16 protein-coding genes are annotated in these 14,467 nt (G+C 58.2%); 2 read left to right on the forward strand and 14 right to left on the reverse strand.

What is annotated here, in order from left to right; genetic code table 11:
- Nucleotides 1–57 precede the first annotated feature (57 nt).
- Nucleotides 58–1,053, reverse strand: coding sequence for an ABC transporter permease subunit (locus WC1_RS22070; RefSeq protein WP_003841094.1), 996 nt, complete (start codon nucleotides 1,051–1,053; stop codon nucleotides 58–60).
- On the reverse strand, nucleotides 1,046–2,569 hold the full coding sequence (locus WC1_RS22065; RefSeq protein ID WP_016149418.1) for a sugar ABC transporter ATP-binding protein: 1,524 nt from the start codon (nucleotides 2,567–2,569) through the stop codon (nucleotides 1,046–1,048). Before WC1_RS22065 ends, WC1_RS22070 begins: the two co-directional genes overlap by 8 nt.
- Nucleotides 2,570–2,683: 114 nt before the next feature.
- On the opposite strand from WC1_RS22065, the gene WC1_RS22060 reads away from it, so the two are divergent.
- Complete coding sequence (locus WC1_RS22060; protein WP_016149419.1) at nucleotides 2,684–4,948, forward strand: hybrid sensor histidine kinase/response regulator; 2,265 nt, start codon at nucleotides 2,684–2,686, stop codon at nucleotides 4,946–4,948.
- A 69-nt stretch (nucleotides 4,949–5,017) separates the two neighbouring features.
- Nucleotides 5,018–5,347, forward strand: a complete 330-nt coding sequence (gene yjdP, locus WC1_RS22055) for a DDRRRQL repeat protein YjdP (protein ID WP_003031807.1) — start codon at nucleotides 5,018–5,020, stop codon at nucleotides 5,345–5,347.
- A 201-nt stretch (nucleotides 5,348–5,548) separates the two neighbouring features.
- On the opposite strand, the gene phnP is transcribed toward yjdP, so the two are convergent.
- From phnP to phnE, 12 genes are all read right to left on the reverse strand, one after another.
- The gene (gene phnP, locus WC1_RS22050) at nucleotides 5,549–6,307 is read right to left on the reverse strand and encodes a phosphonate metabolism protein PhnP (RefSeq protein ID WP_016149420.1); all 759 of its coding nucleotides are present in this window, start codon (nucleotides 6,305–6,307) and stop codon (nucleotides 5,549–5,551) included.
- 8 nt (nucleotides 6,308–6,315) lie between these two features.
- Nucleotides 6,316–6,750, reverse strand: coding sequence for an aminoalkylphosphonate N-acetyltransferase (gene phnO / locus WC1_RS22045; protein WP_003031809.1), 435 nt, complete (start codon nucleotides 6,748–6,750; stop codon nucleotides 6,316–6,318).
- On the reverse strand, nucleotides 6,737–7,291 hold the full coding sequence (gene phnN / locus WC1_RS22040; RefSeq protein ID WP_016149421.1) for a ribose 1,5-bisphosphokinase: 555 nt from the start codon (nucleotides 7,289–7,291) through the stop codon (nucleotides 6,737–6,739). Before phnN ends, phnO begins: the two co-directional genes overlap by 14 nt.
- A gap of 2 nt (nucleotides 7,292–7,293) precedes the next feature.
- Entirely contained in the window at nucleotides 7,294–8,430 is a 1,137-nt protein-coding gene (gene phnM / locus WC1_RS22035) for an alpha-D-ribose 1-methylphosphonate 5-triphosphate diphosphatase (RefSeq protein WP_003031811.1), read from the reverse strand.
- A complete protein-coding gene (gene phnL, locus WC1_RS22030) occupies nucleotides 8,427–9,107 on the reverse strand; it encodes a phosphonate C-P lyase system protein PhnL (protein WP_003841104.1) in 681 nt (226 codons plus the stop codon). The genes phnM and phnL overlap by 4 nt, the downstream gene beginning before the upstream one ends.
- An 89-nt stretch (nucleotides 9,108–9,196) precedes the next feature.
- Nucleotides 9,197–9,955, reverse strand: a complete 759-nt coding sequence (gene phnK / locus WC1_RS22025; RefSeq protein ID WP_003844769.1) for a phosphonate C-P lyase system protein PhnK — start codon at nucleotides 9,953–9,955, stop codon at nucleotides 9,197–9,199.
- Nucleotides 9,952–10,743, reverse strand: coding sequence for an alpha-D-ribose 1-methylphosphonate 5-phosphate C-P-lyase PhnJ (phnJ, locus tag WC1_RS22020; protein WP_224774781.1), 792 nt, complete (start codon nucleotides 10,741–10,743; stop codon nucleotides 9,952–9,954). The genes phnK and phnJ overlap by 4 nt, the downstream gene beginning before the upstream one ends.
- Nucleotides 10,744–10,789: 46 nt before the next feature.
- Nucleotides 10,790–11,857, reverse strand: coding sequence for a carbon-phosphorus lyase complex subunit (locus tag WC1_RS22015; protein ID WP_016149422.1), 1,068 nt, complete (start codon nucleotides 11,855–11,857; stop codon nucleotides 10,790–10,792).
- Nucleotides 11,857–12,441, reverse strand: a complete 585-nt coding sequence (phnH, locus tag WC1_RS22010; protein ID WP_003844771.1) for a phosphonate C-P lyase system protein PhnH — start codon at nucleotides 12,439–12,441, stop codon at nucleotides 11,857–11,859. Before phnH ends, WC1_RS22015 begins: the two co-directional genes overlap by 1 nt.
- A complete protein-coding gene (gene phnG, locus WC1_RS22005; protein ID WP_016149423.1) occupies nucleotides 12,438–12,890 on the reverse strand; it encodes a phosphonate C-P lyase system protein PhnG in 453 nt (150 codons plus the stop codon). The genes phnH and phnG overlap by 4 nt, the downstream gene beginning before the upstream one ends.
- Nucleotides 12,891–13,616: a phosphonate metabolism transcriptional regulator PhnF gene (gene phnF, locus WC1_RS22000; RefSeq protein WP_003841117.1), complete on the reverse strand. Its 726-nt coding sequence runs from the start codon at nucleotides 13,614–13,616 to the stop codon at nucleotides 12,891–12,893.
- A gap of 20 nt (nucleotides 13,617–13,636) precedes the next feature.
- The gene (phnE, locus tag WC1_RS21995) at nucleotides 13,637–14,416 is read right to left on the reverse strand and encodes a phosphonate ABC transporter, permease protein PhnE (protein ID WP_003841119.1); all 780 of its coding nucleotides are present in this window, start codon (nucleotides 14,414–14,416) and stop codon (nucleotides 13,637–13,639) included.
- Nucleotides 14,417–14,467 lie beyond the last annotated feature (51 nt).

Below are 14,467 nucleotides of genomic sequence, written 5' to 3' on the forward strand. Positions count from 1 at the left end.
TACGCCTGATGGCGCTGCGCTTATCAGGCCTACGAATGAGTAGGCCAGTAAGCTTGTCTATACACTTTGATGGTGTCGGGTACGGTATTTGTCGATCAGCACCGCTATGATGATCACCGCCCCTTTGATCACCAATTGCCAGAAATAGGAGACGCCCATCAGCGTCATGCCGTTATTGAGCGTGGCAATGATCAACGCCCCCACCAGCGTGCCGGTGATGGTGCCGATCCCGCCAACAAAGCTGGTGCCGCCGAGGATCACCGCCGCGATGGCGTCCAGTTCGTAACCCATACCTAAGTTGCCATTGGCGCTGTACAGTCGCGAGGCGCTCATCACCCCGCCAAGACCTGAGAGCAAACCGCTCATGCCGTAGACGAACAGCAGCACCAGCCACACTTTGATCCCGGTTAAGCGCGCGGCCTGCATATTGCCGCCAACCGCATAGATATGAACGCCGAGCGTTGTGCGCCTAAGAATGAACCAGCACACCACCACCACCGCCAGCGCAATGACCACCAGCCACGGAACCGGACCGAGATAGTTGTTGCCGATCCACTCAAAGCTGATGTTGGAGTTAATCACCGTGGTGCCGTCCGCCAGCAGATAGGCCGCGCCGCGCAGCGCCGTATAGGTTCCAAGCGTGACGATAAACGGCGGCAGGCCGGCAAAAGCGACCAGCGCGCCGTTAAACAACCCCAGCACCATGCCGAGCAACAGTGCAGCAGGGACTGACAGCATGGCAAACTCAGGAATGAGAGAAACCACCATGGCTGCGACGGCGGTGGTGCCGAGAATCGAACCAACCGAAAGATCGATGCCGCCGGTTAAAATAATGAAGGTCATGCCAGCGGCCAGCACGATGTTGATCGACGCCTGGCGGGTAATATTCAGCAGGTTGCTTTCGGTAAAAAAGTTAGGCGCGATAAAGCCAAACACCGCCACTATCAGGATGAGAATCGGTAAGATACCGACCGTTTGCATCAGATCGCTCATCAGCATTTTTTTTGCGGAGGCGGATTTCGCCACCTGCTGGGGAGTGGTTGGATTATTCATGGGGCACCGCCTGATGATGGGAGTCGTTCACGCCGGTTGCCAGCGTCATAATATTTTCCTGGGTAATACTTTGTCCGTTCAGCTCGCCGGCAATACTGCCTTCGCGCATGACGTACACGCGGTCGCTCATCCCGACCACTTCCGGTAGTTCGCTGGAGATCATCAGGATCGCCACGCCTTTGCGCGCCATATCGTTCATGATCCGGTAGATCTCGCTTTTGGCGCCGACGTCCACGCCGCGCGTCGGTTCATCGAGGATCAAAATGCGTGGCCCGATCGCCACCCAGCGCGAAATCAGCAGCTTTTGCTGGTTGCCGCCGGACAAGCCGCCTGCGCGGACCTGGGCATGCGGGACGCGAATATTGAGCAATTTGATGGCGTCATCAGAAATCGCCTGCGCCTTTTTGCGATCGAGCATGCCCCAGTTCGCGTCACGTTCCAGCGTTGCCATGGTGATGTTTTCTGCCGCTGCCAGCTCTAAAAATAATCCCTGCTCTTTGCGGTTTTCCGTCAGAAAGCCAATGCCGTGGTCAATTGCTTCGCGCGGGGAGTGGATCACCACCGGTTCACCGTCCACTTCAATCATGCCGCCGATGGCTTTGCGCACGCCAAAAATCAGCTGCGCCAGTTCAGAACGCCCGGCGCCAACTAACCCGGCCAGGCCGACGATCTCCCCGGAGCGCACCAGCAAGCTGCACGGCTGGACTTTATGGCCGTCGGTAAGGTGATGGACGTTGAGGCGTGCTTTACCTAAGGGAATATCGCGCTCTTTGTTGAACAGATCGCTCAACGGACGGCCCACCATCATGCGCACCAGCTCCGAGGCGTTGAGCTTGTCGCGGGTCAGGCTGCCAACATATTGCCCGTCGCGCAGGACGCTGACGCGATCGGAGAGTTCGTACACTTCCGCCATGCGGTGGCTGATGTAGATAATCGCCATCCCCTCATCGCGCAGGCGCATGATCAGTTCAAACAGGCGGTGGGTTTCACGTGAGGAGAGGGCGGCGGTGGGTTCATCCATCACCAGAATGCGGCTGTTACGGTGCAGGGCACGGGCAATTTCAACCTGCTGCTGTTCGGCGATGGTCAACGTCATCACACGGTCGCTGGCCTTAAACTGGGCGCCGAGTCGATCGATGACTTTCTGTGACTGCATGACCATCTCTTTACGCTGGACCAGACCGCCGCGCGACAGCTCGCTGCCAAGAAAGATATTTTCTGCCACCGTCAGGTTCGGCGCGAGCTGCATCTCCTGATAAATCAGCGTGATGCCTGCGCTGAGTGCATCTTTGGGACCGCGAATGTGAAACGGCTGACCGCCAATCAGGATTTCACCGCTGGTGGCGGTATAGGCGCCCGCGAGGATCTTCATCAGGGTGCTTTTCCCCGCACCGTTCTCGCCCATCAGGGCATGAATCTCGCCCGGCCAGACCGTTAAATCGACCCCTTTCAGCGCGTAAAATTTGCCAAACGCTTTAGCAATGTTGCGCATCTCCAGAACCGGTGTCCTGCTCATAGAGGATCTCCTGTGGGGTGGCCGATATCAGCAGTCCATCACAGGAATGTAAATGCAAAATGTCAGAAGCCGTTCATATTTGTCATATTGCGATTTTTCTTCACGGAGCGTGATATGCCGCAACCGGGACGTCACTTTTTCGCCAGTGCGCGTGGACGATTGCTGTTCTTCAATCTGCTGGTGGTGGCGGTCACGCTGATGGTGAGCGGCGTGGCGGTGCTGGGGTTTCAGCACGCAAGCCAGATCCAGGAGCAGGTGCAGCAGCAAACCGTTGACGACATGACCGGCAGCATGAACCTGGCACGGGATACGGCGAATGTGGCGACAGCGGCGGTGCGGCTGTCGCAGGTAGTCGGGGCGCTGGAATACAAAGGCGAAGCGGAGCGGTTGCAGGAGACGCAAAGGGCGCTGAAGCAGTCGCTGGAACAACTGGCTACCGCACCGCTGGCGCAGCAGGAGCCGGTGCTGGTCGAGCGAATTATCCAGCGCAGCCAGGAGTTACAAAGCAGCGTAGAAGGTATGTTGCAGCGCGGTCAGCGGCGGCACCTGGAACGTAACGCGCTGCTCAGTTCGCTGTATCAGAATCAAAGCTATTTACGTCATCTGCAAAAGCTCACCGGCGCGCAGGACGATGTGCTGCTGGGGCAGATGGACCGCTTAATTGTTGCCGCCATCGACACGCCCACGCCGCGTTCGGTGGTGAAACAACTGGATGCGGTGATGCCCGCTCTTCCCTTGCAGCATGCCAATCCGCTGATTAGCGGTATCCTCAACGACTTCAACCAGGAACTGCATAAGCTGGAGCCGCTCTCTTCCGCGCTGGAGCAAAGCGATTTGGCCATCAATTGGTATATGTTCCACATCAAAGCGTTGGTGGCGATCCTCAACAGCGATATCAACCAGTATGCCTCGCAGGTGGCGCTGATCTCAGAGCAACGGGTGGCGCAAAGCCATCAGGAACTGCAATCCGGCGCGTTGTTTATTTTAGTGTTTGCGCTGCTGGCGGTGGTGATCACCGGTTTTGCCGGGTGGTATATCTACCGTAATCTCGGCTCCAACCTAACGGCCATTTCGCGGGCGATGACCCGGCTGGCGCACGGTGAATCAGACGTCAGTGTCCCGGCCCTGCAGCGGCGCGATGAGCTGGGCGAGCTGGCCCGCGCCTTTAGCGTCTTTGCCCGCAATACGGCATCGCTGGAGCACACTACCCGACTGCTAAAAGAAAAAACCAGCCAGATGGAAATCGATCGCACCGAGCGTCAGGGGCTGGAAGAAGCGCTGTTGCACAGCCAAAAGCTGAAGGCGGTGGGGCAACTGACGGGTGGATTAGCGCATGATTTCAATAACCTGCTGGCAGTGATTATTGGCAGTCTGGATTTGGTGAATCCGGAGTCGCCCGATGCGCCACGGGTCAATCGGGCGCTAAAAGCCGCCGAGCGCGGGGCGCTGCTTACCCAACGGCTGCTGGCCTTTTCGCGCAAACAGTCATTGCACCCTCATGCGGTGGAGCTGAAAACGCTGCTGGAAAACCTGGGCGAACTGATGCGCCACTCTCTTCCGGCCACGTTGACGCTGGAGATTGAAGCCCAGTCGCCTGCCTGGCCCGCGTGGATTGACGTCAGCCAACTGGAAAACGCCATTATCAATCTGGTGATGAACGCCCGTGACGCCATGGACGGGCAGTCGGGCACGATAAAAATCCGTACCTGGAATCAACGGGTTACGCGCAGCGATGGGCGTAAGCAGGACATGGTGATGCTGGAGGTAGCCGACCAGGGAAGTGGGATGTCGCAGGAAGTGAAAGCGCAGGTCTTCGAGCCATTTTTCACCACCAAACAGACCGGCAGCGGCAGTGGGCTTGGGCTGTCGATGGTTTACGGTTTTGTGCGCCAGTCCGGTGGCCGGGTGGAGATTGAAAGCGCCCCCGGGCAGGGAACGACTGTCCGGCTGCAACTGCCTCGCGCCGTTGTTCCGGTGCAGGCTCAAGTGGAAGCGGTAGCGCAACACACAACGACCAACGATGAAAAACTGGTGTTGGTGCTCGAGGATGAGGACGATGTACGCCAGACGTTGTGCGAGCAATTACACCTGCTGGGCTACCTGACGTTAGAGGCCGCCAACGGCGAACAGGCGATGCATATGCTGGCGGCTTCATCCGAGATTGATATTTTTATCAGCGACTTAATGCTGCCAGGTGGTTTAAGCGGCGTGGATGTGGTTAACCATGCCCAGGCACATTATCCGCAGGTGTCCATCTTGCTGATGAGCGGTCAGGATTTACGCCCGGCGCATAACCCGGCGCTGCCGGATGTGGCACTATTGCGTAAGCCTTTTACCCGGGGAGAGCTGGCGCAGGCGCTGCGGCATTCGCGTAATTGAGATTCCTCCGCTACCCGCGCAAATACGCTTTGGTTACCGTGGGGCGAGTTTCTTGATGAGGCTGGTTTTATGCAACGCTCCGCGACATTCCTTCTTTTTAGTTTACTGATGCTGACCACCGTATCGGCGCAGGCGGATATTATCGATGACGCCATTGGTAATATTCAGCAGGCGATAAACGACGCATACAAACCGGACAACGGGCGGGATTATGATGATTCCCGTGATGAAAGCTGGCAGCGCCAGATGAGTGACGACCGGCGCAGGCAATATGATAATCGCCGCCGCCAGTTTGAAGATCGACGTCGCCAACTGGATGACCGTCAGCGCCAGCTTGATCAAGAACGGCGTCAGTTAGAAGACGAAGAACGCAGAATGGAAGAAGATTACGATCGTTAACTGTAACTATCTAAATGTAAGAATATTTTATCCCCTGTAAGGGATTTCGCTGTCAGCTCAACATCTCGCCATTTTATGTTAATGCATGCACTTGAGCACAGTGCATGTATGCATTGCAATCTCTCTATGCTTATGGAAAAGTCGCCTGACTGTCGTCTTGTCGGCCGGATAAGATGTTTTCATCGCATCCGGCAAATTTCCTTACTCCAGCATAATCTCCATACCGTCATATCCTGCCTCAAACCCTGCGGGAAGCTGGTTTTCCATCATCCACAGGTCGAACTGATGGCTGATATGCGTCAGGATCACCCGTGGACAGCGGATAATGTCGTTCAACGCGATAACGGTATTTAAATCACAGTGATTGCGCGGTGGCTCGGAGCGCGGGGCATGGCTGCAGTCGATGATAATCACCTGGGGTTGGTTATTGTGGAGAAACTTCAGCGTCTTGTCGGGAAGTCCGGCGGTATCGGAGAGCCACGCCACGCGGCTATGTGCGGTCTCCAGCAGATAACCAAACGTCAGCTTTGAATGGTTGAGCGGTAGCGGCGTGACCTGCAATCCTTGCAGGTCAAACACTACGAATGGCGCGACGGTATGGCTAAAATCGAGGATGCCGGGATGCTTAAACAGATCGTCGCAACCCTGTTCATCCGGCGGTCCGTACACCGGGATAGTCGCCCCCACGCCCCAGCGCAGCGGAAACAGCCCCTGCACGTGATCCATATGATAGTGGGTCAGCAGAAACTGCTGGAAGCTGCCCGCTGGCCAGTCGTCCATTAGATGCGGGATCCCCGCGTCCAGCAGCGTCACCGCATTGTTGAATTTGACCACCCCGCTACAAGGGCGTCGACGATATTGCGCCTGTAAGCGTGCTCGTTGGCAGGCCGCACAGTCGCAGCCAAATGTCGGCACCAGCTGTGCGCCGCCCGTTCCCGTTAGCGTAATGGTCAGACTCATGGCTCCCCCTACAGCGGTTTGGTGAAGCGAAAATGGCTCATGGTATAGCCTTCGCGCTGGTAAAAACGGTGTGCGTCAAGGCGTTGGGTGCTGGTGGAAAGCTCGGTGACTTCTGCGCCCGCTTCGCGTGCGGCGGCTTCGGCCCAGGCCAGTAGCTGGCTGCCAACCCTTAACCCTCGCGCCTGCGGCATCACCACCAGTTCCTGGATTTCGCCAATCCAGTTGGCGTGGTGCAGATGAAACTGCAGGTGTAGACCGATCAAGCCTACGACCTGTCCGTCGATCAGTGCCAGTTGGTAGTGCATATTGGCATCTTGCAGATTAGCGGCGTAACCAGCGCTAAAAGCCTGCAGGTCAAATTGACCCTGCTTCAACTCGCAGATGAGCGCGTAAACCGCATCGGTATCGTAGAGCGTGGCGCGGCGTAATTCACAGACAGACATGTTTCTTCTCCTTGCGTCCCATCAGTGCGAGCAGTGTATCGACAGACTGTAGCAAACTACCATCGTTATTCAGGACGTGGCAGTCATACGGGGCGTAGCGGGATGCGCGTTCAAGACGGGCGGCGATTTCCGTTTCGCTCTCCCGCCCACGCGCCTGCAGGCGCTGGCGGAGAATTGCCGGAGAAACCTGTAAGCAAATGGGAAGCAAAGAAGCGCCATAACGGGCCTGCGCCTGGGGCAGATGCGCACGCGAGCCGTTGACCACCACATCAAAACCAGCGTGCAGCCAGAGGTCTATCTCCACGCCGACGCCGTAGTAGAAGCCGTTGGCATGCCAGCTCAGCGCCAGCAGGTTCTGCCCGGCGCGGGTAAAAAACTCTGGTTCACTTAGCGCAATATGATTTTCATTCCCGGCGTTGGCGGCGCGGGTGATGTAACGATGCGCCACCAGCAGTTGCGCCGGTTCCTGCTGGCGCAATTCTGCCAGCAGGCTGTCCTTACCGGAGCCGGACGGCCCCATCAGCCAGATCAGTTTACCCATAGTCAGAATACCCTTTTGCCCTGACGCCAGACGTGGTCGATATGGATGTTGCCGCCTTTGCGATGCGCCAGCACCAGATCCGCGCGTTTACCTTCGGCAATAACGCCGCGATCGTCGAGATTTAAGGCCCGCGCCGGATTGCGTGTCACCAGACGAATAGCCTGCGACAGCGTAAAGCGGTTAGCGTCGTCATCTGCTACGCGAAATGCCGCATCGAGCAGGCTGGCGGGGTAGTAGTCGGAGGAGAGAATATCCAGCAGCCCCAGCTCAGCCAGCCTATGTGCCGCCACGTTGCCGGAGTGAGAGCCGCCGCGCACGATGTTAGGTGCGCCCATCAGCACGTTCATGCCATGCTGGCGTGAGGCATCGGCGGCTTCGAAAGTTGTGGGAAATTCGGCGATCACGCTGCCAAGTTGATGCGATTCGAGCACATGATCGCAGGTGGCATCGTCATGGCTCGCCAGCGCAATCTGGCGCTCACGGCACATCTGGGCAATCGCCGTGCGGTTGGGCTGTGACCAACGCGCAGCCAGCGCTAACTGTTCTTCTTCATAACGGGCCATCTGCTCGTCGGTGAGCGAATACTTGCCCTGATAATACTCGCGGTACTTCTCACGATTGGCGAACTGACGCTGGCCGGGGGAATGATCCATCAGCGACACCAGCGTCACCGGCTCACGACCGACCAGTTTTTCAAACAGCGGCAGGGTAGTGTGATGCGGCAGCTCGCAGCGCAGGTGCAGGCGGTGCTCGGCGCGATTGACCCCACGCTTTTGCGTCTCTTCCACCGCGTTGATCATCTTCTCCAGATTTTCCAGACGGTCACCACCGTCGCGCACATCGCCAATCGCCACTGCGTCCAGCACGGTGGTAATGCCGCTGGCGACCATTAGCGCGTCGTGGCTGCTCATCGCCGAGTGGGCAGGCCAATCTACCTTCGGGCGCGGGGTAAAAAATTTGTCGAGATTATCGGTATGCAGCTCGATAAGCCCTGGCAGCAGCCAGCCGCCTTCGCCGTCCAGCGCCTCAGGTAGGCTGCTCGGACTTTCAGCAAAGGCGCGAATGACCCCGCCCTCGATTTCCAGCGATCCTTGCACCACGTCATCTTCCAGTACCAGCTTTACATTATTGATAATCATGCTGTTGTTCCCATCAGATGCAGACGATCCGCTACGCGGTCGCGCACGGTTTGATCGTGAAAAATACCGACAATTGCTGCGCCGCGGGCTTTTGCTTCTTCAATCAATGCGACGACGGCGGCGCTATTTTTGGCGTCCAGCGAGGCGGTGGGTTCATCGAGCAGCAGAATCGGGTAATCGACGATAAACCCGCGGGCGATGTTGACGCGCTGCTGTTCGCCACCGGAGAAGGTCGACGGTGCCAGGTGCCACAGCCGCTCCGGCACGTTCAGGCGGGTAAGTAGGTTAGCCGCTTTGGCTGCACACTCCTCACGGGAGACACCCAGATCCAGCAGCGGTTGCATCACCACATCCAGCGCGGAAATCCTCGGGATTACGCGCAGGAACTGGCTCACCCAGCCGATGGTTGAACGGCGAACTTCCAACACTTTGCGCGCCGGGGCCTGCACCAGATCGACCCACTCATCGCTGTGGCGAATGTGGATGTGTCCTTCATCCGGCAGATAGTTGGCGTACAGCGATCGCAGCAGCGTGGATTTGCCGCTACCCGAGTGACCGTGCAGCACCACGCATTCGCCGTTTTTCACTTCCAGCGTGGCGTTTTGCAGCACCGGCAGACGCACGCCGTTTTGCTGATGCAGGACAAAGGTTTTACTGACATTTTCAACGCGGATCATTTGAGCCTCATGGTTCTTATTGCCGGATGGTGCTGTGCTTATCCGGCCTACAAAAAGCGCCCCGTAAGCTGCCATCCGGCATCCGATGTTTAATTTTGCAAAACGGACGACACCAACAACTGGGTGTACGGATGGTGCGGGTCGTCGAGCACGCGGTCGGTTAACCCACTTTCCACCACCTGACCCTGCTTCATCACCAGCAAACGGTCTGCCAGCAGACGCGCCACACCCAAATCGTGGGTGACAATGACCACTGCAAGATCCAGTTCCACCACCAGGCCGCGCAGCAGGTCCAGCAGTTTGGCCTGTACCGAAACGTCCAGCCCGCCGGTGGGTTCGTCCATAAACACCAGTTTGGGATGGGTGACGAGGTTGCGGGCGATCTGCAGGCGCTGTTGCATACCGCCGGAAAAGGTGGTTGGCAGGTCGTCGATACGCGAGGCAGGGATCTCCACCTCCTCCAGCCAGCGCTGCGCGGTGGCGCGGATGTCGCCGTAGTGACGCGCGCCAGTGGCCATCAGGCGTTCGCCGATATTGCCGCCGGCGGAGACCTGACGGCGCAGGCCATCCAGCGGATGCTGATGCACCACGCCCCATTCGGTGCGCAGCAGACGGCGACGGTCGGCTTCGTTCATGCCGTACAGCGAACGGTTTTGATACAAAATCTCACCGCTCTGCGGCGTCAGCCGTGAAGAGATCGATTTCAGCAGCGTGGTTTTGCCAGAACCGGACTCGCCGACGATACCCAGCACTTCGCCTGGCCACAGGTCAAAAGAGACATCGCTGAAGCCCTTGCCCGGCGCGTAGAGATGGGTCAGGTTGTTGACTGAAAGCAGCGGTTGCGTCATTTGCTGAGGGCCTCGCTCTGTTGGCGGCAGTAATCGGTGTCGGAGCAGACAAACATGCGTTTGCCGCTGTCATCGAGCACCACTTCATCGAGATAGCTGTGGGTTGAGCCGCAGATGGCACAAGGTTCATCCCAGCTCTGCACGGTAAACGGGTGATCGTCGAAATCGAGACTTTCCACGCGGGTGTAAGGTGGAACGGCATAGATGCGTTTTTCGCGGCCTGCGCCAAACAGTTGCAGGGCCGGCATCATGTCCATCTTCGGATTGTCGAATTTCGGGATGGGCGACGGGTCCATGACGTAGCGGTCGTTGACCTTCACCGGATAGGCGTAAGTGGTGGCGATATGACCGAAGCGGGCGATATCTTCATACAGTTTCACCTGCATGATGCCGTACTCTTCCAGCGCGTGCATCGTGCGAGTTTCCGTTTCTCGCGGTTCGATAAAGCGTAGCGGCTCGGGGATCGGTACCTGGAAGATGATTATTTGATCTTCCACCAGCGGCGTCTCCGGGATGCGGTGGCGGGTCTGGATCAGCGTCGCATCTTCCGTACGCTCAGTGGTATTCACTCCGGTCACACGCTTGAAGAAATTACGAATCGATACGGCGTTAGTGGTGTCGTCCGCGCCCTGGTCAATCACTTTCAGCACGTCCGGCTCGCCAATCACGCTGGCGGTAAGTTGAATGCCGCCGGTTCCCCATCCGTATGGCATCGGCATTTCACGGCCGCCAAACGGTACCTGGTAACCGGGGATCGCTACCGCTTTCAGAATTGCGCGGCGGATCATGCGTTTGGTCTGCTCATCAAGATAGGCAAAGTTGTAGCCGGAGAGGTTAGTGGTCACAGGTGGCCTCCTGTTGCAGGCGTTTGAGCAGTTCCAGTTCGGCCTGGAAATCGACGTAATGGGGAAGTTTGAGGTGCGAAACAAAACCCGCCGCCTCGACGTTATCCGCATGCGCCAGCACGAACTCTTCGTCCTGCGCCGGTCCTGTGGCCGTTTCATCGTATTCGGCTGCCTGTAGGGCGCGGTCCACCAGCGCCATCGCCATCGCTTTACGTTCGCTCATACCGAACACCAGCCCGTAGCCGCGGGTAAAATGGGGGGATTCATTTTCTGGCGCGACAAATCCGTTGACCATTTCACATTCCGTCATCAGCAGTTCGCCGACGTTCACCGCAAATCCCAGCTCTTCCGGTACGGTTTCCAGTGCCACATAGCCGCTACGGATTTCGGCGGCAAACGGGTGGTTGCGCCCGTAGCCGCGCTGGGTGGAGTAGGCCAGCGCCAGCAAATATCCCTCGTCACCGCGCATCAACTGTTGCAGACGTGAAGCGCGTGAGCAGGGGTAAACCGGCGGCGTGCGGGTGATGTCGTCGGGTGTCGCGCCATCATCCTCTTCACGTTTTGCCAGGCCCTGGTTCGCCAGCAGGGAAAAGACGTGCGGGGAGGCATCCTGCGCGCCGTCTGCGCTGCGCAGAGGCGGGGTTTCGCCATTGGCCAGTAAGGTAAAATCCAGCAGGCGATGGGTATAGTCATAGGTTGGACCCAACAGCTGCCCGCCGGGAATATCCTTGTAGACCGCGGAGATTCTGCGCTCAAGACGCATTTCTGCGCTGTTAACCGGTTCGCTGACAGCTACCTTTGCCAGCGTAGTGCGGTAGGCGCGGAGCAAAAAGATGGCCTCGACGTTATCGCCGCTGGCCTGTTTGAGCGCCAGCGCAGCCAGTTCGCGGTCAGCGATGCCACCTTCGGTTATCACCCGATCAACGGCCAGGTTCATCTGCTGTTCGATTTGCGCCACGCTCAGTTCAGCAATGGTCTCATCGCCCCGGCGTCGGTTTTCCTGCAGGGCGTGGGCGTTGGCTATCGCCTTTTCGCCCCCTTTGACGGCGACGTACATCAGCACACCTCCACATGGGTGGTTCGCGGAATAGCCAGCAGGCGTTCGCCACAGGTGAGGATCAGATCGACCCCCAGTGGGAATGGGTGCGGGCGTTCGGTGAGTTCGTGAATCAGGCATTCCGGCAGCTGTGGCGCGATCATGCGCTCTTCGGCGATGCCCGCGCCGGTCAGACGCAGCATGCGTCCACCGCTTAAGCCTGAGACTTGCACAATCAGCGTGGCGCTGGTTTCTGGTGCGACGGCTGAACCGGCGGAGAGGGCGTTAAGCTGTTCGCTGCTGATACGTTCGTCGGCGACGGCAAAGGCCGCCAACTGTGGTTGATCCACCAGCGGCGCGTTGGTGTGAAAACGCAGGTTCTGCCGGACGATATCGTTATCCATCGACGGCGCCAGCCAGACCGGCGTGTCGCCATCGACCAGGGTCAGCAGCACGCTGGTGGTCGCCAGACCCAGCGGCTGCCAGCCGTGTTTCAGCTGATGCAGGGCGACGATTACGCCCGGTTCGCTCATGGCTTTCAGCAGGCGACGAAAGCTCTGCTGAGCATCCTGAACGGGTAAATTAAATGCGGTCTGTAAGGTCATGCGTTATCTCCGCGTACCAGCGTGAAGAAGTCGACCCGGCTGGCGTTGACTTCGGCACAGCGTGCGTTAATCAACGCATCGCGTTCCGCTTCCAGCGGGGCAATTAAGGTTTCCATTAGGTTCTGGAAATGCGTTTGTTCCTGCAGTAGCGCGTCAATTACCGCGCACTGCTCGGCATGTTGTTTATTGCGTCCCAGCAGGTAGCTGTAACCCAGCGTGCCGCTCTTCAGGCGTACCACTGCGCGGGTAAGCGTGGTGTCACCGGCAAAGAAGCGGTTACCGGTACCGCCCATACGGGCCTGGATCTGCATCAGTCCGCTTTCCGGTGCGCGGATAAGTTCATAGTCCGGCGTCAGTTTGAGCGCGTTGATACGGGCTTTCAGGGCATCGGCATTGCTGTAAGCCAGGGCGCGCATCCAGCGCTGGCGGGTGGCGGTATCGAAATGCATTCAGTGCTCCATAGTGAATTCGATCATGTCGGCGCGGGTCAGGCTGACGGAGTATTCCGCCGCGTGTTTTTCGCCTTCACGGTGGTTCAGGGTGCGCACGCACAGCAGCGGCGCCATATTGGGGATTTCCAGCACCTTGCTCTCTTTGGCCTGCGCGCGGCGGGCGCTGATGCGCGTTTGCGTGCGCAGCAGCGTCAGACCGGATTGTTGACGCAGATAGTCGTGCAGTGAGCCGCTGTTGAAGCCTTGCAGCAGCGGCCACAGCGTGAGGTCGGAAAAATAGTGGTCGATCTGGCACAGTGCGATCCCGTTAACCCGACGCAGGGTGCGCAGGTGAATCACGTTATCGCCCTCGTTTATGCTGAGCGCATCGGCAATGTGGCTGGAGGCCGGACGCAGCACCGCCAGCAGTTTTTCGCTGGTGGGGTGGCTGCCCTGGTCCAGCAGGTTCTGACTAAAGCGTGCCTGGGCATTAAGCGGGTAATCGAACGGGCGCATCAGCACCAGTACGCCGACTCCCTGGCGACGCTGAACCCAACCGCGTTCAACCAACTGGTCAATGGCGCGGCGCAGGGTGTGGCGGTTTACCTCGAAGCGCGCGGCAAGCTGATGCTCGGCGGGCAGATAGTCACCGCAGCGATAATGTTGACGTAGCTCCTGCTCAAGTCTCGCGGCAATTTCCTGATAACGCGTTGGATAACTGGTCGGATGTGTAGACAAGTGCATAGCAATCAATGCCTCGCTAATCAGATAAAGTGCTTACGCAAACGCTGGGAAAGGAAATCCAGCAGGCTGACGGTGACGATGATTAACACCATCAGGGCGCAGGTTTGCTGGAACTGGAAGCCGCGAATCGCTTCCCATAAGGTCACGCCAATACCACCTGCGCCCACCATGCCGACTACCGTGGCTGAGCGAACATTGGATTCAAAGCGATACAGCGAGTAGGAGATAAGCAGCGGCATGACCTGTGGCAGAACGCCGTACAGAATCTCTTCAATTTTGTTGGCTCCGGTGGCGCGAATACCTTCTACCGGACCCGGCTCAATGGCTTCTACCGCTTCGGAAAGCAGCTTGGAGAGTACCCCGGTAGTGTGGATAAACAGTGCCATCACCCCGGCGAATGGCCCTAACCCGACGGCGACCACGAATAGCATCGCGAAGACCATTTCATTGATGGCGCGGCAGGCGTCCATCAGGCGGCGCATCGGCTGGTAAATCCACCACGGCACCAGGTTATCGGCGCACATCAGGCCGAAGGGAATCGATAGCACCACGGCGAGGGCAGTTCCCCAGACGGCAATTTGCAGGGTGACGGCCATTTCACCGAGATAGTCCTGCCACTGGCTGAAGTCCGGTGGGAAGAAGTCGGCGGCGAAGGTTGCCATATTGCCGGAATCTTCGATCAGCGTGAGCGGAGCCATTTCGGCACCTTTCCACGAGACCACCAGTACGGCGAGCAGAATGGCCCAGCTCAGCAGCGAGAACCAGCTACGTTTGGGCGGGGCGACGGTGATGGTTTGCATGTTTAGCTCCGTGCATAGGTTATTGCCGGATGGCGGCGCAGGGGCCTTATC

It is taken from the genome of Citrobacter sp. KTE30 (assembly GCF_000398825.1).
GTDB lineage: Bacteria > Pseudomonadota > Gammaproteobacteria > Enterobacterales > Enterobacteriaceae > Citrobacter > Citrobacter freundii.